Consider the following 20,742-nt stretch of genomic DNA (forward strand, 5'->3'; position numbering starts at 1 on the left):
GCATGCGAACCGTCTACACCAAACATCAAACGCCTCGCGGAGCAAAAGCCGATGCCGAGACAGCGGACAAGGTCTACCTGATCAAGAAGGTATCTGAACTGCGTCTGACTTACCAAATTCGGATGCTCGCGTACATGGCCCAGAGTCGAGGGAAGAAGCTCGTGATTGAATTACCGAAGGAAGCGAGGGTTCATGACTCGCTGAGAGATTACGTGCGAGACACTGGTCAAGTCGTGGAAATCGAGCGGAGCTGAAATGGGTTTATATCTTTGCGTGTTCGATGGCGATGATGAAGTGGAAGGCGTTGAAGTGGGTTCGTACTCGGACTTCAATGTGTTCCGAGATGCCGTCACTGCTACCGTTGAAAATGGCCAACCCGCAACGGTGTGTCCTGTGTTGATCAGTCACTCTGATTGCGATGGGGTCTGGACCCGGGATGAGGCCAAGACGTTGCTGGCTGAGTTGAGCCATGCCGAGGGAGTAATGCGACGGTATCCGCCAGTCGAAATCAACTCACCATGGAAGAAGGAAATCGCAGGAATGTTTGGCATCAAGCCCGAGACCCTCGCAGACAGCTTCTTCGATGTTGACGGCGAGCCGCTGATCGAGAGGCTCAAACAGCTGGCGCAAAAGAGCGTTGAAGTCGGTCAACCGATTCTGTTCCAGTGAGCGCGCTCCACCACCCCTTGGCCGCTAAGGACCGGGGAACGTAAAACGACAAGGGCCGCTGATCGCGGCCCTTCGTTCGTTCAGTGCTGCGCGAGCACCGTATCGAGCACTTCGCTCACAAAGCGCTGGCGTGCCTTTGGCCGCTTGGAGATGGCTTCGACTTGCTGCTGCCACTTGGGAACGGGCCCGCGCTTCGCGTGAGGCTTGCGCTTCTTCCCCGAACAACTACTCCAGCGACACGCCCAGCGTGCGCGCCACCGTGGGCAGCCTTGCTGACGGCCGTGGACTAAAGACAACGGTTCGAGATTGGGGCAATGCCCTGACCCGTGGTGCCCAGGCGGCGGAACCAGTGGTCATGAAGGACTTCGAGAGCGAGACGCAGCGGGGTAAGTGGGGATCCGGCGCACCTGCTGGATACGGATGACGACATCCTTAACCAGCAGTTCGCGGCAAATGGCTCGCAAGGTCCTGCCCGGCCGAGGGCACCGGTGACCAACAGCTTGGGACAGCGTGCTGCCACGGGTCTGAAGGATTACTGGAGTGGCACGGGATTTTCGCGCCTACTACACCCGACAACAGCACCGCATGGAGTGCGGCTAAAGACACGGCTAGAGTCGGGTACAACGTGTTGGTCGACACGCTTCAACTGGCCGACACGGTAGACCCGATTTCGGGTTTAAGGTCGAGCGTCTATTGAGGCCTTGGATTCAGTCTGCCACAACCAGCAGACTTGCGGGCCACGTATGACACGCCTTCGTTTGGCCTGACGGTAGAAATTCTGGGCACTTTGGGGGGCCGAAGCTAATAAATGCTTTTGGAAGAGGGACAGGTTTTGCCAGCGATGGGGCGGCCGCACCGCGTGCAGAAGCGGCTGTAGCAGGCGATGCATCAGCAGAAGTTGGCACGTACACGACAACGATACGGTGGGGTATCAGAGATGTGAACGTCCGGCCTGCGCCTCCTGGCTACTGGGGTGAATGGGTCCGGCAAATCGATCCGGCTGTTGATGCGTTCGAGCTTCAAGTAAATGCGCGCAATGAGAGCTACTTCTTGCCTCACCCTAAAGGTGGGTACGTTCAGTTCGAGAATCTCGCGGGACAGACGTTCAGGATGGGAAATTAGTTACGAGTCCAAAACTCGATCCATTACATCGAAGACAAGCCTTCGTTTCTGCAGCAGCAAATCCTCGCTGAGGCTACTCGGCAGGTGGAGGCCGCAAGCGCAAGCAAGCTGCATGTGGAATGGCTGGTATCGTCTGAGCGGGCTGCAATTCAACTGCGCGCTCTCTTTAGGAAGCCAGCCAAAGCCGATTCCAATTACAGATGACACATCTACCGGTGAGGAAATGATTGAACTTCTGATTCCTGAGAAGCAACTGCCCATTAGCGCGAAGCTGCTTGGGCGCCTCGAGGCGAAGGTGCCGTCGGTGAATTGGCGGAGTTTGGAAGTCGACTCAAGGCTGGCGTATGCTCGCTATGTTGCTCTGCTCGATCCTGAGCTGCGTGACGAGTTGGGCGTTGATATCGTGTCTGAGTCCATCGCGTTCTATAACGCCTACTTCTGGATCCTCGTGTTCGCCAAGCGATTCCAAGCGCACCATGGCCCTGATGCCGGCATTGAACAGGAGTGTCTCAAGGTTCTGGAGCGTGCTCCCGACGACGTGGACTGGCAATTGGTTGAAAGTGTCGCTCAGGCAGCAGAGCAAGGCTAGCGCCTGACTGTTCGCTCGGCTGACATTGGGCCTGTCGCAGACATCAGACACACCGAACAGAACAGCTGCAGCGGTAGCACCAGTAGCCAGCCTGGAATTTTCTCGCCCGCAATGAAAAAGCCCGCGGCTTGCGCTGCGGGCTTTTTTTGGTTTCTGAAGCAGGGAAGGCTTCAGGCGGACATCACATGTCCATCCCGCCCATGCCACCCATGCCGCCCATGCCGCCGCCAGGAGCGGGGGACTCGTCCTTGGGGGCCTCGGCCACCATGGCTTCCGTCGTCAGCATCAGCGACGCCACGGAGGCGGCGTTCTGCAGCGCGGTGCGGGTCACCTTGGTCGGATCGAGGATGCCCATCTCGATCATGTCGCCGTAGGTGTCGTTGGCGGCGTTGAAGCCGTAGTTGCCCTTGCCGCCCAGCACGGCGTTGACCACCACGCTCGGCTCGCCGCCGGCGTTGCCGACGATCTCGCGCAGGGGGGACTCCACCGCCTTCAGCACCAGCTTGATGCCGGCGTCCTGGTCGGCGTTGTCGCCCTTGATGGTGCCAGCGGATTGGCGGGCACGCAGCAGCGCCACGCCGCCGCCGGCCACGATGCCTTCTTCCACGGCAGCGCGGGTGGCGTGCAGCGCGTCTTCCACGCGGGCCTTCTTTTCCTTCATTTCCACTTCGGTCGCGGCGCCGACCTTGATCACCGCAACGCCGCCGGCCAGCTTGGCCACGCGCTCTTGCAGCTTCTCACGGTCGTAGTCGGACGTGGCTTCCTCGATCTGCACGCGCACTTGCTTGACGCGGGCCTCGATGTCGCCAGCAGCGCCGGCGCCATCGATGATCGTGGTGTTTTCCTTGCCCACTTCGATGCGCTTGGCCTGGCCCAGGTCGGCCAGCGTCACCTTCTCGAGCGTCAGGCCGACTTCTTCCGAAATCACCTTGCCGCCGGTCAGGATGGCGATGTCTTCCAGCATGGCCTTGCGGCGGTCGCCGAAGCCCGGAGCCTTGACGGCCACGACCTTCAGGATGCCGCGGATGGTGTTGACCACCAGGGTCGCCAGCGCTTCGCCTTCGACTTCTTCCGCGATGATCAGCAGCGGGCGCGAAGCCTTGGCCACTTGCTCCAGCACGGGCAGCAGGTCACGGATGCTGGAAACCTTCTTGTCGTACAGCAGCACGAACGGGTTGTCCAGCAGGGCGCTCTGCTTCTCGGGGTTGTTGATGAAGTAGGGGCTCAGGTAGCCGCGGTCGAACTGCATGCCTTCCACGACATCCAGCTCGTTGTCGAGGGACTTGCCGTCCTCGACGGTGATCACGCCTTCCTTGCCGACCTTGTCCATCGCGTCGGCGATGATCTTGCCGATCGACTCGTCGCTGTTGGCGGAGATGGAGCCGACCTGGGCGATCTCCTTGGAGGTCGTCGTGGGCTTGGAAGCCTTCTTCAGCTGCTCCGTCAGGGCCAGCACGGCCTTGTCGATGCCGCGCTTCAGGTCCATCGGGTTCATGCCGGCGGCCACGTACTTCATGCCTTCGCGAACGATGGCCTGGGCCAGCACGGTGGCGGTGGTGGTGCCGTCACCGGCGTTGTCGGAGGTCTTGGAAGCGACTTCCTTGACCATCTGCGCGCCCATGTTCTGGAGCTTGTCCTTCAGCTCGATTTCCTTGGCGACCGACACGCCGTCCTTGGTGACGGTGGGGGCGCCGAAGGAGCGCTCGAGCACCACGTTGCGGCCCTTGGGGCCCAGCGTGACCTTGACCGCGTTGGCCAGGATGTTCACGCCTTCGACCATGCGGTGGCGCGCGTCAGCGCCGAAAACCACGTCTTTAGCAGCCATGTTCTTTACTCCGGATATTCAGTTGATTCGGGGGAGGGGCGGATCAGCGCTCGACGACCGCGAACAGGTCGTCTTCCTTCATGACCAGCAGCTCGTCGCCATCGACCTTGACGGTCTGGCCGCTGTACTTGCCGAACAGGACGCGGTCGCCGACCTTCACGTTCGGGGCGATCAGGTCGCCCTTGTCGGTCTTGCGGCCGGGGCCCACGGCCAGCACTTCACCCTGGTCGGGCTTTTCGGCGGCGTTGTCGGGGATCACGATGCCCGAGGCCGTCTTGGTTTCGTTTTCCAGGCGCTTGACGATCACGCGATCGTGCAGGGGGCGAAGTTTCATTGCATCTCCTTCATCGGAAGCAGGGGGTGGACATCAAAAAGCGCCAACGTAAGTTAGCGCTGATGAACTGTCGTGGAGGGGGCGCTGCCGGGCAGCTCTGCTGTTAGCACTCCGTTCCAACGAGTGCTAATGATAAGGGACGTCCTGTCGGTTTCAAGCGGAGCGGGGCGTAGTCCGGGGATGACGGGGCAAAGCGAGGCGCGAAGGCGCAGGGGCTGGCGCTGTAATTTTTCACGGACACCGGGGCGCCGCTCGTCCCATCGCCGGGGCCGCCCGTCCGCGCCGGGCGCATCCGTGGCGTCCTGCGCGTGGACCTTGCGCACCCCTCTCCTGTAATCGAGGGCTCGAACGAACAACATGGAGGGAACCATGCGACTTCTCAAGCGGATCACCGCCCTACTCGCGCTCGTGCTGCTGGCCGCCTGCTCGAACATCGAGACGGTCAAGGACTTCGAAAACCGCTCCGTCGCCTACGGCTGGGTGGACATCAAGGACGTGGAGATCAACCGCGTCAGCGCGATCTACATCCAGCAGTACCGGCCGAAGACCGACTCGCCGTATTACACGACCGGCTTCCGCAAGCTCAAGGACGGCTACGTGTTCTGGACGATCGCGCTGCCGGTCGGCTCGCACAAGCTGGACACGATCAAGGGGCAGACCTGCCTGGCCATCCTGTGCGGCAACACCCTCTACAGCTACAACTTCGGCAAGCAGGGCGACGACGTCGGCGCCGTGGTGATCCAGCAGCCGGGCGTGTACCACCTGGGCTCCTTCAGGATGAAGAACGAGAAGACCGGCTTCTTCGAGGCAGGCAAGTTCCAGGTGACGCCGGCGGACAACGCGCCTTCGAAGCGCGAGATGCTGGAACTGATCCTGAAGGAGAAGGAGACGCAGGAGGAGCCGGTCATGGTGGAACGCATCAAGCGCGAACTGGCGCGCCTGGGATGAAGCGCCTGCTTTCGCTCGCGCTGGTGCTGCTGCTGCAAGCCTGCGCCATGCCGCACTCCTATCCCGAGGCCACCGACCTGAAGTCGGGCAGCGACGACGTCGTCGTCATCGGCAAGATCGAGCTGGTGCCCGGCCTGGATACGACCGAACAGCGCTCGCGCTGGAACGTGATCGGCGAAAAAAGCATGTTCCGCATGTGGATGGCGACCGGGCCGGAGTTCAAGCCGATCAGGACGGGCGAGATGCGCGCTTCCGAGTTCCAGGGCAGCCTGGAGGTCGACTGGGGCCGGCCCTTCATGGTGAAGGTGCCGCGCCGGCGTACCTTCCTGAACGGCGGCATGACCTGGCTCGACGTCGTGAGGCAGGAGCGCCTGTGGTTCCCCGGCGGCTACTACTTCGACGTGCCGGCCGGCGCGAAGGCCGTCTACATCGGCACGCTGCGCTTCCACCGCAACGACTTCAACACGATCACCCGCGTCGAAGTGATCGACGAGCGCCGCGATGTAGCCGCCGTGCTGAAGACCGCGGGCTCCGCCGCCGACGTCACGCCGTCGCTGCTGAAGCGCGTGCCCTGAGCTTCAGGGGAAGGCCGGGATGTCCGGCTCGGTCCCTTCCAGGTGCGCCTCGGGATGCAGTTCCTGCAGGCGCGCCTCGATCCTTTCGACCTGCCACAGCGGAACGTCCACCATCAGCAGGATCTGGCCGGCTTCGATCTGCTTCTCGAAGCGCTGCAGGCGCTTGCTCGGGGTCGACACGCCGATCATGGTCGACGTCCAGGTGCCGAAGATCGCGCCGACGACGGCCAGCACGGCCGCGATGCCCCACTGCGGCTCGTCGCCCGTGATCGGGTAGTGCACCGCCACCAGGCCGCCGAGCAGCGCGCCCGCTCCGGCGCCGACGATCAGGCCCATCTCCGCGGCGCGCACGACGTCGGAGGTCTGCAGCACGTTGGCGGCGTGCAGCCCGCGCATGTCCTGGTCTTCGCGCGCCACGAAGTGGATGTCCTTCACCGGGATGCCCGCAAGCAGGAGGTCGCCCATGGTGCTCCGCGCGTCTTCCAGGGTCGGGATCAGCCAGTAGATACGTCTGCTCATGATGTACTCCTTGATGACCAGCGCTTCAGTGCGCCGCGGGTTGCTCCGCCGACGGCGCGAAGAAGGTGCCGCGCGTGAGAAAGGTGTAGTCGGCCTCGAGCGCGCCGATGCCCAGCAGGCCGAGCAGCAGGAGGGGCGGCACGATGATGGCGTACAGCAGCGCGAGGCGCTCCCACAGCATGTGCATGAACACCGAGACGATCAGCCCCGCTTTCAGCAGCATGAAGGCGACGATGAGGAACCAGCGCAGCAGGCCCTGCACGTGGAAGTAGTCCACTGCGTACGAGGCCGCGCTCAGCACGAACAGCAGGCCCCAGATCTTGAAGTAGATGCCCAGCGGGTGCTGCTGGCCGTGGGCGTCCGGCAGCGGCGGCGGCTCGTGCTCATGCCCGTGCCCGGGCGAGGCGTGGTGCGCGAGGTCTTCCGCGGTGTGGTCCATGGCGGCTCCTTGTGTCACCAGAGATAGAAGAAGGCGAAGATGAAGACCCACACGAGGTCCACGAAGTGCCAGTACAGGCCGAGGATCTCGACGATCTCGTAGTTGCCTCGGCGGCCGGTGAGGAAGCCCGGGCGCTGGTGGTCGAGGTCGCCGCGCAGCACCTTGGTCGCCACGATGATCAGGAAGATCACGCCGATGGTCACGTGCGTGCCGTGGAAGCCGGTGATCATGAAGAACGACGATCCGAATTGCGCCGCGCCCCACGGGTTGCCCCAGGGCCGCACGCCCTCGCCGATCAGCTTGGTCCACTCGAAGGCCTGCATGCCGACGAAGGTGGCGCCCAGGGCGGCGGTCGCCAGCAGCAGGTAGAAGGTCGTGCGGCGGTCGCGCCGGTAGCCGTAGTTCACCGCCAGCGCCATCGTGCCGCTGCTGGTGATCAGCACGAAGGTCATGATCGCGATCAGCAGCAGCGGGACTTCCCGTCCGAACATGTGCAGCCCGAACACCACGCTCGGGTTCGGCCACGGCACGGTGGTCGACACGCGCACCGTCATGTACGAGATCAGGAAAGTGCCGAAGATAAAGGTGTCGCTCAGCAGGAAGATCCACATCATCGGCTTGCCCCAGGGCACGTCCTTGAACAGCCGCTGGTCCGAGGAGGCGTCGCGCACGATGCTGTCCCACCCCTCGCGTCCGGGCACGTTGGCCGCATGGGCGCCCACGGGCAGGGTGGCCGCATGGGTGGCGTCGGGTGGGCTCATGGGGCGTGCTCCTTGCTGCATGTCGCGCCGGTCACAGGGTGGCCGACGAGCAGATCGCCAGCCCGATGCCTTCCGACACGAGCAGCGCGTAGATCACCACCCACACCACGAGCAGGTAGTGCCAGTAGGTGGTGCACAGTTCGACGCCCAGGCGCACGCGCGCGGGATCCGCGCCGCGCCGCGCCCGCAGCCAGGCACGCGTCCAGGCCACCAGCCCGCCGATCACGTGCAGGCCATGGACCGCGGTGAACAGGTAGAAGAAGGACGTCGCGGCGTTGGTCGTGACGAGGTAGCCGGCGTCGTTCAGCTGCTTCCACACGAACAGCTGGCCCGCCAGGAATCCGAAGGTGAAGAGCCCGCTGGTGGCCAGGCCGCGCTGCACGGCATCGGCGTCGCCCCGGCGTGCCGCCCGCGCCGTCCACTCCATCACCAGGCTGGCGCCCACCAGCAGCGCGGTGTTCAGCACCAGCAGCCGCGGGCGCGGCATGGGCGCCCAGTCGGCCAGCGCCAGCCGCATCGCGTAGGCGCTGATGAAGAGGACGAACAGCGAACTCGCGACGCCGAGGAAGACCCAGAGCGCGGCCCGGGCCATGAGGGGCCCCGGTGCCGCGACGGGCAGTTCCGGCAGGACGGCCTGCGCCTCCCAGGGCTGCACGTTCCACGTCTGGCGCATCAGCCACCCGACGATGACCGCCATCAGCAGCGACAGGAAGACGAGGCCGATGGTCATGGCGGGATCCTCTGCGTCGGATCGTTCACCCAGGCCTCGGCCGCCACTTCGGAGGGCGGCACGTTCTGCGGGATGTAGTCGGTCTTCAGGCCGGGCACGCCGTAGTCATAGGCCCAGCGATAGACGGCCGGCAGCTCCTTGCCGAAGTTGCCGTGCACCGGCGGCGTCTGCGGCGTCTGCCATTCGAGCGTGGTCGCATGCCAGGGATTGCCGCCGGACGGGCGCCCGCGGAAGTAGCTGTGCACGAGGTTGTAGAGGAAAGCCAGCTGCGCCGCGCCCACCACGAAAGCCGAGATCGAGATCCAGGCGTTGAGCAGGTGGGCCGAGTCGGGAATGAAGTTCGTGCCGGCGATCGCGTAGTAGCGGCGCGGGATGCCCATGAAGCCCAGGTAGTGCATGGGATAGAAGATCGCGTAGGTGCCGATGAAGGTCACCCAGAAGTGCAGCTTGCCGAGCGTGTCGTCCAGCATGCGCCCGGTGATCTTGGGATACCAGTGGTAGATCGCGCCGAACACCACCAGCACGGGCGCGATGCCCATCACCATGTGGAAGTGCGCGACGACGAACATGGTGTCGGACAGCGGCAGGTCCACCACCACGTTGCCCAGGAACAGGCCGGTGAGGCCGCCGTTGACGAAGGTGAAGATGAAGGCGATCGCGAACAGCATCGGCACGTTCAGGTGGATGTTGCCCTTCCACAGCGTCAGCACCCAGTTGTAGACCTTGAGCGCCGTCGGGATCGCGATCAGCAGCGTGGTGGTGGCGAAGAAGAAGCCGAAGTACGGGTTCATGCCGCTCACGTACATGTGGTGCGCCCACACGACGAAGCTCAGGCCGCCGATGATCAGGATCGCCCAGACCATCATGCGGTAGCCGAAGATGTTCTTGCGCGCGTGCGTGCTGATCAGGTCGGACACGATGCCGAAGGCCGGCAGCGCCACGATGTAGACCTCGGGGTGGCCGAAGAACCAGAACAGGTGCTGGAACAGCAGCGGGTTGCCGCCGGAGTAATTGAGTTGCTGGCCCTTGGAGACGAGCGCGGGCATGAAGAAGCTGGTGCCCAGCGTGAGGTCCAGGAACATCATGATCGCGCTGACGAAGAGGGCGGGGAAGGCCAGCAGCGCGAGGACCGTCGCCATGAAGATGCCCCACACCGTCAGCGGCAGCCGCATCATCGTCATGCCGCGGGTGCGCGCCTGCAGCACCGTCACCACGTAGTTGAGGCCGCCCATGGTGAAGCCGATGACGAACACGGCCAGCGACAGCAGCATGAGGAGGATCCCTCCGTGCGACCCCGGTGTGCCGTCGAGGATGGCCTGCGGTGGATAGAGCGTCCAGCCCGCGCCCGTGGGCCCGCCCGGCACGAAGAAGCTGATCACCAGCAGCACCACCGCGAGCAGGTATACCCAGTAGCTGAGCATGTTCACGTAGGGGAACACCATGTCGCGGGCGCCCACCATCAGCGGGATCAGGTAGTTGCCGAAGCCGCCGAGGAACAGCGCGGTGAGCAGGTAGATCACCATGATCATCCCGTGCATGCTCACCAGCTGCAGGTAGCTGGCCGGCGTGATGAAGGCGAAGCGGTTGGGGAACCCGAGCTGCAGCCGCATCAGCCAGGAGAACACCAGCGCGACGAGGCCGATGCCGATGGCGGTGACGGCGTACTGGATGGCGATGACCTTGGCGTCCTGGCTCCAGATGTACTTGCCGACGAACGTCTTCGGGTGGTAGAGCGCAACCTCGCCTACTTCGGCGGGTGGCGCGAAGTCCGATTCGTCGTGCGCAACATGAGTAGCCATCCGCAGCCTCCCCGGAGACGGTTCAACGCGAGTTGATGTACGCCAGCACGTCGCCGATCGCGGCGTCGTCGGCCAGCATGCTGGCGATCAGTGCCATCTGGCCGCCGTGGACGTCCTGCGCGGAGGTACCGCGCACGCCGTCCCTGAAATTGCGCATCTGGCGCGCCATGTACCAGTCGCTCATGCCCTTCAGGCGCGGCGCGTTGGTGGCGTGGATGCCCAGGCCGTCGGCGCCGTGGCAGGCCGCGCAGGTGGTGTAGCGGCTGCGGCCGGTGTCGACGTTGCCCTGGATCGTCGCGGCCTGCGGCGCATCGGGCAGGCTGGCGATGTAGGCCACGACGTCGGCGATCGCCTTGTCGTCGGCCAGCGTGGCCGCCATCGGCGCCATCATCTTGCCGAAGGTGTCCTTCTCGTGCGTGCCGCGCGCGCCCTGCTTGAATTGCCGCAGCTGGCGCGCGAGATACCAGGAAGCCTGGCCGCTCAGGCGGGGCGCGTTCAGGGCGATGTTGCCTTCACCGTTGGCGCCGTGGCAGGCGGCGCACGTGGCGTACGACGTCTTGCCGGCGGCGACATCGGTCGCCGGCCGGACGCTCGCCTGGGCGAACGTCGGCTGCTGGTCCAGCCAGGCCTGGAAGGTCTCCGGCGCTTCCACCACCAGGCGGCCGCGCATCGCGTAGTGCGCGACGCCGCACAGTTCCTGGCACAGGAGGTCGAACGAGCCGGTGCGGGTGGGCGTGAACCACGTGTAGGTGACGAGGCCCGGCACCAGGTCCATCTTCACGCGCAGCTGCGCGACGGCGAAGTTGTGCAGCACGTCCTTCGATCGCAGCAGCAGCTTCACGGGCTTGCCCAGGGGCAGCCGCAACTCGGGGCTCGCGATCAGGATGTCGTCGCGGCCGTGCGGATCGGCGGGATTCAGGCCGAACGGGTTGTCCTCGTTCACGAAGCGCGGATGGACCGTGCCGAGCCGGCCGTCCTTGCCGGGGAAGCGGTAGCTCCAGTTCCACTGCTGCGCCATCACTTCGACCGTCTGCGCCTCCTGCGGCACGTCGACGATCTGCGCCCACACGACCAGGCCCGGCGCCAGCATCGCGGCCACGCCGCCGGCGGTGACCACCAGCAGCCACCATTCCAGCCGCTTGTTCTCCGGCTGGTAGCTGGCGCGCTCGCTGGCGCGGTGCCGGTAGCGCATCACCGCCCAGGCCATGAAGAGGCTGACCGCGACGAACACGAACCCCGTCACCCAGAAGGTGATGGAGATCGTGGTGTCGATGGTGTGCCAGTTCGAGGCGATCGGCGTGAAGTACCAGGGGCTCAGGAAGTGGAACAGCACCGAGCCCAGCGAGAGCACGATCAAGGCGATGGCGATGCCCATGGCTCAGGCTTCCGGGCCGCTTCTCTTGAGCCTCCAGTACAGCAGGCCCGCGACCACGCCGAACACGACGTGCGCCGCATAGGTGTCCCAGCCTCGCAGGTCGATCAGCCACGGGAAGAAGCGGACCAGGAATCCGAAGTTGACCAGGTACAGGAAGCTTCCCAGCACCGCGCCCGCGACCGCCGCGCGCTCCGGCATTTCGTCCAGGTGCAGCTGCGTCATGATCGCAGCCAGCATGACGCCGAACAGGGCGCCCAGCACGTAGTGCGTCGCCAGCGCGATGGAGACCACGCCGACGCTGAACGCGTAATGGAAGGTGTCGCCGCTGCGCCCGGTGAAGATCGGCGCGATCATGTGCGACGTTCGCCAGGGACCGGCGGGATTGAAGGTACTCGACCACAGCAGGTCCAGCACCATCAGCACCGCGCCTGCCGCGAGACCGGACACCGCCGCGGCGGTCCAGTCGGTCGCACGCCATTTCCAGCTCCGCAAGACCAGGGTGTCCATGGTGGCCTCCCTCATGTCGAGCGCAGCACGCGGCGCAGTGGGTGCCGTGGCGACCGCCCGGTCGTCACGCGGTGGGCCCAGAACACGCCGTGGTTGCGTGTGGCGCTCTCTTGCCAGAGCGCCGCGGGATTCTTGTACACCCGCGTGCACGGCAATGCAAGCAGGATCTCCGCGGAACGTGCGAGCCGCGCACCGCGCAAGGCTTGTGTCGCGATCGCCACGTTGCGGGAACTCCTAACAGCGGATCCCGCCCTGCTCCTCTATGCTCGACTGCAACGTCCCGAAAGTGCGCGGGAAGCAGCAAGGTTGTCGTAGGAGAGAAGTCGTGGGAAAAGGGACGAACCGCACCACCGCCCCGTGGCGCGCGATGAGCATCCGTGTCCGGCTGGCCATCGCTTTCGGGACCTTGATCGTGTTGCTGGCCGCCATGGCCGGCGTCGGCGCCTGGCGGTTGGCACAGCTGAGCGCCGTCACCAGCGAGCTGGCCACCGTGCACCTGAAGACCGAGCGGGTGGTGGGCGAGTGGCTGTCGCACACGCGGTCCAACGCCGTGCGCGCCGTGGTGCTGACGCAATCCGACGATCCCGAACTGCGGCGGCTGCTGACGCCGGCGCTGGAAGCGACCAGCAAGCGGATCAACGAACTGCAGCAGGAGGTGGAAGGCCTGCTGGATTCTCCCCAGACGCGGGCGCAGTTCGCCGAAGTCGGCACGCGGCGGGCGGCTTACCTGGACTTGCGCAAGTCGGTGCTCGAGGCCAAGAAGGCGGGCGAGCACCAGCGCGCGGCGCAGCTGCTGGAAGGCTCGATGCTGCCGGCCGTCGAAACCTACGTGAATTCGATCCAGTCGCTGGCGAACGAGGTGGTGCAGGAGGTCCAGCAGGACGCCGCGATGGTCGCTGCCACCGCGGCCACCGGCCGCAAGCTGCTGGCGGCGTTCTGCGCGGGCGGCGTCCTGTTCGCCCTGCTGGCGGCGTTGCTGATCACGCGCTCCATCACCGAGCCGGTGCGCGAAGCGGTCGCCGCCGCGCGGCGCGTGGCCGCGGGCGACCTCACGATGCACATCGACAGCGACGCGCGCGACGAGATGGGACAGCTGCTGCGCGCCCTCGGCGAGATGAGCGAGCGCCTGCGGCAGCTGGTGAGCGAAGTGGCCGACGGCGCGCGCACGGTGGCCGACACCAGCGCGCAGATCGCCCAGGGCAACGCCGACCTGTCGCAGCGCACCGAGGAACAGGCCAGCACGCTGGAAGAGACGGCCAGCTCGATGGAGGAGCTGACCTCCACCGTCGGCCAGAACGCCGACAACGCCCGCCAGGCCAACGAGCTGGCGATGGCGGCGACGCAGGTCGCGCGCGAAGGCGGCACGGCGGTCGGCCAGGTGGTGCACACCATGGACGGCATCTCCGCCGCCTCGAAGAAGATCGCCGAGATCATCGGCGTCATCGACGGCATCGCCTTCCAGACCAACATCCTGGCGCTGAATGCCGCGGTGGAAGCGGCCCGCGCCGGCGACCAGGGCCGCGGCTTCGCGGTCGTGGCATCGGAGGTGCGCAATCTGGCGCAGCGCAGCGCTCAGGCGGCGAAGGAGATCAAGACGCTGATCGGCGACTCGGTGCGCCAGGTGGAAGCGGGCGCCGGGCAGGTGGCCGATGCCGGCCGCAAGATGGACCACATCGTCGCTTCGGTGCAGAAGGTGGGCGCGCTGATCGCCGAGATCGCCGCCGCTTCGCAGGAGCAGAGCGACGGCATCGAGCAGGTGAACGTGGCCATCACGCAGATGGACCAGGTGGTGCAGCAGAACGCCTCGCTGGTGGAGGAAGCCGCGGCCGCGACCGAGTCGATGAAGGGACAGGCCGCCGCGCTGCTGCAGGGCGTGTCGCGCTTTCGCCTGGCCGACACCGCGTCAGCGGAGATCGTCGTCGCGCGCGCCGCCCGCGTGGTGCCGCTGCCACCCGCCGCCGAAGCGAAGGCGGTGGACGCACTGCCCGCGTGGAAGGCGCCCGCCCCGCGCGTGGCGAACGGGGAGTGGCGCGAGTTCTGATCAGCCGCCGGCGACGGCGCGGCCGAGGATGGGGAACAGCTTGCCCAGTCCCTCGGCCATCACTTCCACCGCCAGCGCGGCGAGGATCAGGCCCATGAGGCGGGTCAGCACGTTGATGCCGGTCTGCCCCAGCACCCGCGCGATCGGGTGCGCGAGCGCGAAGGAGACTGCGGTGACCAGCGCGATCACCACGCCGTAACCCACCAGCGTGAGGAGCTGCAGCGCCGTCTGGGCGCGCTCGGCGTAGATGACGACGGTGGACATGGTGGCCGGCCCGGTGAGCAGCGGGATCGTCAGCGGCACCACCGCGATGCTGGCGCCCATCGCGGCCTTCTCCGCGCCTTGCTCCATCTCGTTGGTGGCGGGCTTCACCTCGGCCGGCTTCGCATTGAGCATGTTCAGCGCGCTGGTGAGCAGCAGCATGCCGCCGCCCACCTGGAAGCTCGCCAGCGAGATGCCGAAGAATTCCAGGATGCGGATGCCCAGCAGGGCGCTGCCCGCGATCACCAGGAAGGCCGTGAACGACGCGACCAGCACCGTGTGGCGGCGATTGGCGCGCGAGAAGCCCTGCGTGTAGTGGATGAAGAAGGGGATGATCGCCGGCGGGTTGACGATCGCCAGCAGCGTGATCAGCGGCTTGAAGTCCATCGGCTTGCGCGGTCTTGTTCGAGGTCGGCCGCGATCAGCGGCCCCCGGACACTTCCACCAGCGACATGGTGGTGTAGCTCGCTTCCGGCGACAGCAGCCACACGATCGCCTGCGCGACTTCCCCGGCGCTGCCGCCGCGCTGCATGGGCACCAGGTGCGCGAGTTCGCGCACGCGATCCGGCAGTCCGCCGGACGCATGGATGTCGGTCTCGATCAGGCCGGGCCGCACCGCGTTCACGCGGATGCCCTCGGCGGCCACTTCCTTCGCCAGGCCGACGGTCATGCTGTCGATCGCGCCCTTGGACGCCGCGTAGTCCACGTACTGGCCGGGAGCGCCGAGCCGCGCCGCGGCGCTGGAGACGTTGACGATCGCGCCGCCGCGGCCGCCATGGCGCGTGCTCATGCGCTTGATGGCCTCGCGCGCGCACAGGAAGCTGCCGATCACGTTGATGTCGAACATGCGCTTCAGGCGCTCCAGGCTCATCTCGTCGACGCGCCCGGGGCGGTCGACGATGCCGGCGTTGTTCACGAGGGCGGTCAGGCGACCGAGCTGGCGGTCGACCTCGCCGAAGAGGGCGAGCACCTGCTGCTCGTCGGCCACGTCGCCCTGGATGGCGACGGCCTTGCCGCCGGCGGCGCGGATGGTCTGCACCACCTCCTGCGCCGCCGCCTCGGCGCGGGTGTAGTTCACCGCCACGGCATAGCCTTTGCGCGCGGCGAGCACCGCCGTCGCTGCACCGATACCCCGGCTGCCGCCGGTGACCAACAGGACTTCGTCCACTCCAGGCCTCCATTGCCGTGCTCTTGCCGGCTGCCGCCATTAGATCAAAAGAGGCAGGTTGACGGCGGCGTGCGGCTGGGGGAAGCTCGCGGCCTTCACGAATTCCCCTCAGGAGACTCGCCATGGGCCAATCCATAGAACTCAAGGCCGCCGACGGCCAGGCCATCCCCGCCTACGTCGCGGAACCCAAGGGCCAGCCGCGCGGCGCCATCGTGGTGATCCAGGAGATCTTCGGCGTCAACTCGCACATCCGCTCGGTCGCCGACGGCTATGCGGCCGATGGCTATCTCGCCATCGCGCCGGCGATCTTCCACCGCGTCAAGCCGGGCGTGGAGCTCGGCTACGGCGAGGAGGACATGAGCGCCGGCATGGCCCTGAAGGCCGCCACCGAGGCGCTGCCCGCGCCGGGCGTGATGCAGGACATCCAGGCCGCGATCGGGCATGCGGCCAAGGCGGGCAAGGTCGGCATCGTCGGCTATTGCTACGGCGGCCTGCTCACCTGGCGCTCCGCCTGCGAGCTCGAAGGCCTGAGCGCGGCGGTGCCGTACTACGGCGGCGGCGTCACGACGCCGGACGAGATCGCCCGCAGGCCGAAGTGCCCGGTGCAGGCGCACTTCGGCGACCAGGACAAGTGGATCTCGCTGGAGAGCGTGGAGGCCTTCAAGAGGGCGCACCCGGACGTCGAGGTGCACGTGTACCCGGCCAACCACGGCTTCAACTGCGACCAGCGCGGCTCGTACAACGCGGAGGCCGCGAAGCTGGCGCGGGAACGGGCGCTGGCCTTCTTCCGCCAGCACGTGGGATGAGGATGGAGTTGCATTACTACCCCAGTACGGCGGCGATGATCCCGCACATCGTGCTGGAGGAACTCGGCGTCCCCTACGAGCGCGTGCTGGTGGACCGCACGCGCAACGAGCACAAGCAGCCGGCTTACCTGAAGCTCAATCCCAACGGCCTGATCCCGGTGCTCACCGACGGCGATCTCGTGCTGTACGAAACGGCCGCCATCGTGCTGCACCTGTGCGACACGCATCTGCAGGCCAGGCTGGCCCCGCCCCTGGGCACGCCCGAACGCGCGCACTTCTACAAGTGGCTCGCGTGGTGCACCAACACGCTTCAGGCCACGCTGATGACCTACTTCTATCCGGAGCGCTGGGTGAAGGAAGGCAATGCCGACGGGGCGGCCGAAGTGAAGGCGGTCGCGCAGCAGAAAGTGCTGGGCCTGGTGGAGCAGCTGGATGCGCTGCTCGCGCAAAGCGGCGGCCCCTGGATGCTGGGGCGCGACTTCAGCGCGCTCGACGCCTACGTGTTCACGCTGTGCCGCTGGACGCGCAACTTCGATGGCCGCAAGGCCCGCGACCTGCCGCAGCTCGAGCCCTACCTGCAGCGTGTGGCGCAACGGCCGGCGGTGCAGCGCGTGTTCGCCGCCGAAAAGATCTCAGCGCCCTTCTTCTAGCAGCTGCTGCAGCCGCAGCGCGTCGGCCACGGCGGCGCCGGAGGCGGTGTTGTCGAAGATGCACCAGACCTCCGCGCCTTCGGCGGAAGCGATCCGCATGCGCTTGGCGAGCCGGCGCAGCAAGTCCTCCTCGTACGCCGAGTAGTACATGCGCGGCGTGCCGTGCAGCCGCAGGTAGATGCGCCCGGTCCAGCCGCCCGGCCAGCGGCCTGCGTCATGGCGCACCGGGTCGGCCAGCACGCGGGCGATCTGCAGCTCGCGCAGCAGGCCGTCGGCCTCCGCGTCGAACCAGCTCGCATGGCGCGGCTCCATCGCCAGCGCGCCGGGGAAGCGGTCGCGCAGGCCTTCGAGGAAGGTGGCCGCGAGATGCGCGTCGAAACCGGAGGTGGGCGGCAGCTGCACCAGCAGGCACGCCAGCTTGTCGCCGAGCCCGTCCACCTGCGACAGAAATTCGGCGAGCAGCGCGTCGCAATCCACGAAGCGCCGCTCGTGCGTGATCGTCTTCGGCAGTTTCGCGCAAAAGCGGAAGCCCGCCGGCACGGACGCCGCCCACTTCCCGTACAGCGAGCGCTGGTGCGGGCGGTGGAAGGAAGAATTGATCTCGGTGACCGGAAAGCGCGTCGCATAACGCGCCAGGTGCGAATCGCCTTCGCCGAACCGGTCCTGCACCGCGCGCGGCAGGCTCCAGCCGGCGCAGCCCACCAGGATCACTTGCGCGCCTTGCGCTTTTCGTGCGCGACGAGCGTGTCCTCGATCTGGCGCGCGAGGGTCTCCGGCCGGGTGGCCTGCTCCAGCACCTGGATCTCCGGATCGTCCTCGTCGTACAGCCCCATCTTCTTGGCCATGCGATCGAGAAGCTGCAGCATCTTGGTGTTCTCCTGCTCCGCCAGCAGGTTGATCTGCAGGTCCAGCTGGCTGCGCCGCTCGGTGATGCGCATCTCGTAGTTCTGGGCGATCAGGATGAAGGACGACAGGAAGATCGCCTCCAGCGACACGCACAGCGTGAGGAAGGTGAAGGGATACGGATCGAAGTGCGGCAGCCGCGGGATCGCGTTCCAGGCGATCCAGACGGCGAACAGGGCCGCGTGGATCCAGACGAAGGTGATGCTGCCGCAGAAGCGCGCCACGAATTCGGCCACGCGGTCGGCCACGGTGCGCTTGGCGACCGCGAGCTCCTCCAGCTTGCGCATGGCCTGCACGTTGTCGCGCGTGAGGTCGGCCACGTTGCGCGGCCGGCGGTAGCTGGAGGAGTGGTGCGCTTCGGTCATGTCATCTGCTGCGCAGGTAGCGCTTGCGCCAGAACACGACGCCCAGCGCGATGGCGATCAGGCCCATGGAGGCCAGCGTCCACCAGAAGCCCTTGTCGGCGTGGATCAGGGGAATGAACTCGAAGTTCATGCCGAACACGCCGGCGATCAGGTTCAGCGGCAGGAAGATGGCCGTGAGCGCCGTCAGCGTGCGCATGATCTCGTTGGTGCGGTGTCCCACGGCGGAAAAGTGGATCTGCACCGCCGTCTCGGCGCTGTTCTCCATGCGCCGCACGTGGTGCACCACGCGCTGGACGTGCTCCACCACGTCGCGCGCCCGCGCCAGCAGGCCTTCGCGTTCCGAGGCGGCGATCCACGGCGAAGGTTGTTCCTGCTGCGCGTCCAGCCATTCCTGCACGGCGTCGTTCTGCTCCTCGCACAGGTCTTCCAGCGTGTGCAGCGCGTTGCGCGCGGTCATCAGCGCCGACCAGTTGGCGCCGCGGCTGCCCGCGGAGAGCAGCACCTTCTGCCAGGTGTCGAGCTCCATGTTCAGCACCTTGCGCAGCTCCAGGTAGCTGTCGACGAAGATGTTGAGCATGCGCAGCATCAGGTCGGCCGGGCTCACCGGCAGCCGCGTGCGCGTGACGGCGGTGGTGCCCTCGGTCTGCACGACGTCGCCCAGGTAGCGGCGCACGAAGGTGCCCGCGGCTTCGCAGCCGGTGGGGTGCACGGAGATCAGCAGCCGGTCGAACACGACGAAGCCGATGGCGCGCGTGCGGATGCGCCCGAAGGTGGCCAGCGGCTGGTCCTTCGGGGGTTCGTCCGCGAGTTCCACGCGCACTTCCTCCTCGTTGGCCAGGCGCCGGAAGATCACCAGGTCGTAGATCGAGGTGTAGTCGTAATGCGACGGGTGCGAGCGGTTCGCGAGGTCGCGCAGGTGCAGGTCCAGCACCGGCGAGCCCCCGATCGCCTGGGCGGCGCGCTGCAGCGTGGGCAGGTTGGCCTCGAGCGTCTCGCGATCGAGGTAGATCCAGATGAAACCTTGCCGCGGCGCCTGCGCCGGCAGCTGGTCGAGGAAGCGAAGGGTGTTGGTGCCGAACTCGACGATCTGCACGGCGCTCTTTCTCAGGCCCGCAGCTTGCGCGCGACGTCCAGCGCGAAGTAGGTCAGCACGCCGTCGGCGCCCGCGCGCTTGAACGCCAGCAGGCTTTCCATCATCACGAGGTCGTGGTCGAGCCAGCCGTTGTTGGCCGCCGCCTTCAGCATCGCGTACTCCCCCGACACCTGGTAGGCGAAGGTGGGCACGCGGAATTCGTCCTTCACGCGGCGCACGATGTCGAGGTAGGGCATGCCGGGCTTGACCATCACCATGTCGGCGCCCTCGGCGAGGTCCATCGCCACTTCGCGCAGCGCCTCGTCGGTGTTGCCCGGGTCCATCTGGTAGACCTTCTTGTTGCTCTTGCCGAGGTTGGAGGCGGAGCCGACCGCGTCGCGGAAGGGGCCGTAGAAGGCGCTCGCGTACTTGGCGCTGTAGGCCATGATGCGCGTGTGGATGCGCCTGGCGTTCTCCAGCGCGTTGCGGATCGCGCCGATGCGCCCGTCCATCATGTCGGAGGGCGCGACGATGTCGACGCCGGCCTCGGCCTGGGTGAGCGCCTGTTTCACGAGCACCTCGATGGTCTCGTCGTTCAGGATGTAGCCGGTCTCGTCCAGCAGGCCGTCCTGGCCGTGGCTGGTGAAGGGATCGAGCGCGACGTCGGTCATCACGCCGAGTTCGGGAAACTCCTTCTTCAGCGTGCGCACCACGCGCGGCACCAGGCCTTCGGGGTTCATCGCTTCGCGGCCGTCGGGTGTCTTCAGCGACGCGTCGATCACCGGGAACAGCGCCAGCGCCGGCACGCCCAGCTTCATGCATTCCTCGGCGACGGGCAGCAGCAGGTCGAGGCTCACGCGTTCGACGCCGGGCATCGAGGCCACGGTCTGGCGTTGCTTCTGCCCCTCCAGCACGAACACCGGATAGATCAGGTCGTTGGGGGTGACCGCGTGCTCGCGCACCAGGTTGCGGGTGAATTCGTCGCGCCGCAGGCGCCGCGGGCGCCCTTGCGGATAGGGGGCGAGGAAGGAGCTCATGGCGAAAATTGTGCCCGATGCGCCGCGGCATCCGCTTCGGGTTGCCAATCCTCCGATCGTGCGCTTTTGCTCGATGGTCAGAGAACTTAAGACTTTAGCCTTGAAAGGCAAACTCGGCGCTGTTAAATTACGCCCCGGACGGCTTGCCGTCCCCCGCTTTTCCTCCCTGAGCGGGCGCCTTGATGTGTGACAGCAAAAAGGCTTCCCACCCCGGCTCCCTGGAGCCGGGGCTTTTTTTTGCCTGTCG

General features: G+C 66.2%; 24 protein-coding genes. 9 read left to right on the forward strand and 15 right to left on the reverse strand.

Going from position 1 to position 20,742, the window contains the following annotated elements; genetic code table 11:
• The first annotated feature begins 2 nt into the window (after positions 1–2).
• The 3 genes from VF522_RS06310 (at position 3) to VF522_RS06320 (ending at position 2,380) form a co-directional block, all read left to right on the forward strand.
• Entirely contained in the window at positions 3–254 is a 252-nt protein-coding gene (locus VF522_RS06310) for a hypothetical protein (protein ID WP_330907382.1), read from the forward strand.
• A 1-nt stretch (position 255) separates the two neighbouring features.
• The gene (locus tag VF522_RS06315) at positions 256–669 is read left to right on the forward strand and encodes an Imm70 family immunity protein (protein WP_330907383.1); all 414 of its coding nucleotides are present in this window, start codon (positions 256–258) and stop codon (positions 667–669) included.
• Positions 670–1,903: 1,234 nt separating this feature from the next.
• The gene (locus VF522_RS06320; protein WP_330907384.1) at positions 1,904–2,380 is read left to right on the forward strand and encodes a hypothetical protein; all 477 of its coding nucleotides are present in this window, start codon (positions 1,904–1,906) and stop codon (positions 2,378–2,380) included.
• Positions 2,381–2,561: 181 nt separating this feature from the next.
• Here VF522_RS06320 and groL read toward each other — a convergent pair whose 3' ends face one another.
• A complete protein-coding gene (gene groL / locus VF522_RS06325; protein ID WP_330907385.1) occupies positions 2,562–4,205 on the reverse strand; it encodes a chaperonin GroEL in 1,644 nt (547 codons plus the stop codon).
• A 43-nt stretch (positions 4,206–4,248) separates the two neighbouring features.
• Positions 4,249–4,539 carry a co-chaperone GroES gene (gene groES, locus VF522_RS06330; protein ID WP_330907386.1) on the reverse strand — a complete coding sequence of 97 codons (291 nt, stop codon included), beginning with the start codon at positions 4,537–4,539 and terminating at the stop codon, positions 4,249–4,251.
• A 369-nt stretch (positions 4,540–4,908) separates the two neighbouring features.
• On the opposite strand from groES, the gene VF522_RS06335 reads away from it, so the two are divergent.
• The gene (locus tag VF522_RS06335) at positions 4,909–5,487 is read left to right on the forward strand and encodes a hypothetical protein (protein ID WP_330907387.1); all 579 of its coding nucleotides are present in this window, start codon (positions 4,909–4,911) and stop codon (positions 5,485–5,487) included.
• A complete protein-coding gene (locus tag VF522_RS06340) occupies positions 5,484–6,062 on the forward strand; it encodes a hypothetical protein (RefSeq protein ID WP_330907388.1) in 579 nt (192 codons plus the stop codon). The genes VF522_RS06335 and VF522_RS06340 overlap by 4 nt, the downstream gene beginning before the upstream one ends.
• A gap of 3 nt (positions 6,063–6,065) precedes the next feature.
• On the opposite strand, the gene VF522_RS06345 is transcribed toward VF522_RS06340, so the two are convergent.
• The 7 genes from VF522_RS06345 to VF522_RS06375 are packed head-to-tail and all read right to left on the reverse strand — an operon-like array spanning position 6,066 to position 12,192.
• Positions 6,066–6,581: a DUF1269 domain-containing protein gene (locus tag VF522_RS06345; protein WP_330907389.1), complete on the reverse strand. Its 516-nt coding sequence runs from the start codon at positions 6,579–6,581 to the stop codon at positions 6,066–6,068.
• Positions 6,582–6,606: 25 nt separating this feature from the next.
• Complete coding sequence (locus VF522_RS06350) at positions 6,607–7,020, reverse strand: cytochrome C oxidase subunit IV family protein (RefSeq protein WP_330907390.1); 414 nt, start codon at positions 7,018–7,020, stop codon at positions 6,607–6,609.
• Between the two features lie 14 nt (positions 7,021–7,034).
• Positions 7,035–7,781, reverse strand: coding sequence for a heme-copper oxidase subunit III family protein (locus VF522_RS06355; protein WP_330907391.1), 747 nt, complete (start codon positions 7,779–7,781; stop codon positions 7,035–7,037).
• A gap of 31 nt (positions 7,782–7,812) precedes the next feature.
• Positions 7,813–8,511: a cytochrome c oxidase subunit 3 gene (locus VF522_RS06360; RefSeq protein WP_330907392.1), complete on the reverse strand. Its 699-nt coding sequence runs from the start codon at positions 8,509–8,511 to the stop codon at positions 7,813–7,815.
• Positions 8,508–10,310 (reverse strand): cytochrome c oxidase subunit I, encoded by a 1,803-nt coding sequence (locus VF522_RS06365; RefSeq protein ID WP_330907393.1) that lies wholly within the window; start codon positions 10,308–10,310, stop codon positions 8,508–8,510. The genes VF522_RS06360 and VF522_RS06365 overlap by 4 nt, the downstream gene beginning before the upstream one ends.
• A 22-nt stretch (positions 10,311–10,332) precedes the next feature.
• The gene (locus tag VF522_RS06370; RefSeq protein ID WP_330907394.1) at positions 10,333–11,685 is read right to left on the reverse strand and encodes a c-type cytochrome; all 1,353 of its coding nucleotides are present in this window, start codon (positions 11,683–11,685) and stop codon (positions 10,333–10,335) included.
• Between the two features lie 3 nt (positions 11,686–11,688).
• Positions 11,689–12,192, reverse strand: coding sequence for a hypothetical protein (locus VF522_RS06375; RefSeq protein ID WP_330907395.1), 504 nt, complete (start codon positions 12,190–12,192; stop codon positions 11,689–11,691).
• A gap of 367 nt (positions 12,193–12,559) precedes the next feature.
• Here VF522_RS06375 and VF522_RS06380 point away from each other — a divergent pair, with 367 nt between their 5' ends.
• Entirely contained in the window at positions 12,560–14,233 is a 1,674-nt protein-coding gene (locus VF522_RS06380; RefSeq protein ID WP_330907396.1) for a methyl-accepting chemotaxis protein, read from the forward strand.
• On the opposite strand, the gene VF522_RS06385 is transcribed toward VF522_RS06380, so the two are convergent.
• Together VF522_RS06385 and VF522_RS06390 are read right to left on the reverse strand one after the other, a co-directional pair.
• Positions 14,234–14,881, reverse strand: a complete 648-nt coding sequence (locus VF522_RS06385) for a MarC family protein (RefSeq protein WP_330907397.1) — start codon at positions 14,879–14,881, stop codon at positions 14,234–14,236.
• Positions 14,882–14,915: 34 nt separating this feature from the next.
• The gene (locus VF522_RS06390; protein ID WP_330907398.1) at positions 14,916–15,662 is read right to left on the reverse strand and encodes an SDR family oxidoreductase; all 747 of its coding nucleotides are present in this window, start codon (positions 15,660–15,662) and stop codon (positions 14,916–14,918) included.
• A 122-nt stretch (positions 15,663–15,784) separates the two neighbouring features.
• Between VF522_RS06390 and VF522_RS06395 the strand changes: the two genes are divergently transcribed.
• Together VF522_RS06395 and VF522_RS06400 are read left to right on the forward strand one after the other, a co-directional pair.
• Complete coding sequence (locus VF522_RS06395; protein WP_330907399.1) at positions 15,785–16,468, forward strand: dienelactone hydrolase family protein; 684 nt, start codon at positions 15,785–15,787, stop codon at positions 16,466–16,468.
• A 2-nt stretch (positions 16,469–16,470) separates the two neighbouring features.
• Entirely contained in the window at positions 16,471–17,118 is a 648-nt protein-coding gene (locus VF522_RS06400) for a glutathione S-transferase family protein (protein ID WP_414709463.1), read from the forward strand.
• On the opposite strand, the gene VF522_RS06405 is transcribed toward VF522_RS06400, so the two are convergent.
• The 4 genes from VF522_RS06405 to hemB are packed head-to-tail and all read right to left on the reverse strand — an operon-like array spanning position 17,101 to position 20,495.
• On the reverse strand, positions 17,101–17,829 hold the full coding sequence (locus VF522_RS06405) for a DUF72 domain-containing protein (protein ID WP_330907401.1): 729 nt from the start codon (positions 17,827–17,829) through the stop codon (positions 17,101–17,103). The two genes, VF522_RS06400 and VF522_RS06405, sit on opposite strands and share 18 nt — an antisense overlap.
• On the reverse strand, positions 17,826–18,386 hold the full coding sequence (locus VF522_RS06410; protein ID WP_330907402.1) for a DUF1003 domain-containing protein: 561 nt from the start codon (positions 18,384–18,386) through the stop codon (positions 17,826–17,828). Before VF522_RS06410 ends, VF522_RS06405 begins: the two co-directional genes overlap by 4 nt.
• A gap of 1 nt (position 18,387) precedes the next feature.
• Positions 18,388–19,479: a magnesium transporter CorA family protein gene (locus tag VF522_RS06415; RefSeq protein ID WP_330907403.1), complete on the reverse strand. Its 1,092-nt coding sequence runs from the start codon at positions 19,477–19,479 to the stop codon at positions 18,388–18,390.
• A gap of 11 nt (positions 19,480–19,490) precedes the next feature.
• Positions 19,491–20,495, reverse strand: a complete 1,005-nt coding sequence (hemB, locus tag VF522_RS06420) for a porphobilinogen synthase (RefSeq protein ID WP_330907404.1) — start codon at positions 20,493–20,495, stop codon at positions 19,491–19,493.
• Between hemB and VF522_RS06425 the strand changes: the two genes are divergently transcribed.
• On the forward strand, positions 20,494–20,685 hold the full coding sequence (locus tag VF522_RS06425) for a hypothetical protein (protein ID WP_330907405.1): 192 nt from the start codon (positions 20,494–20,496) through the stop codon (positions 20,683–20,685). The two genes, hemB and VF522_RS06425, sit on opposite strands and share 2 nt — an antisense overlap.
• The last annotated feature ends 57 nt before the right edge of the window (positions 20,686–20,742 follow it).

Origin of the sequence: Ramlibacter sp. (assembly GCF_036383835.1) — a bacterium.
Taxonomy (GTDB): Bacteria; Pseudomonadota; Gammaproteobacteria; order Burkholderiales; family Burkholderiaceae_C; genus Ramlibacter.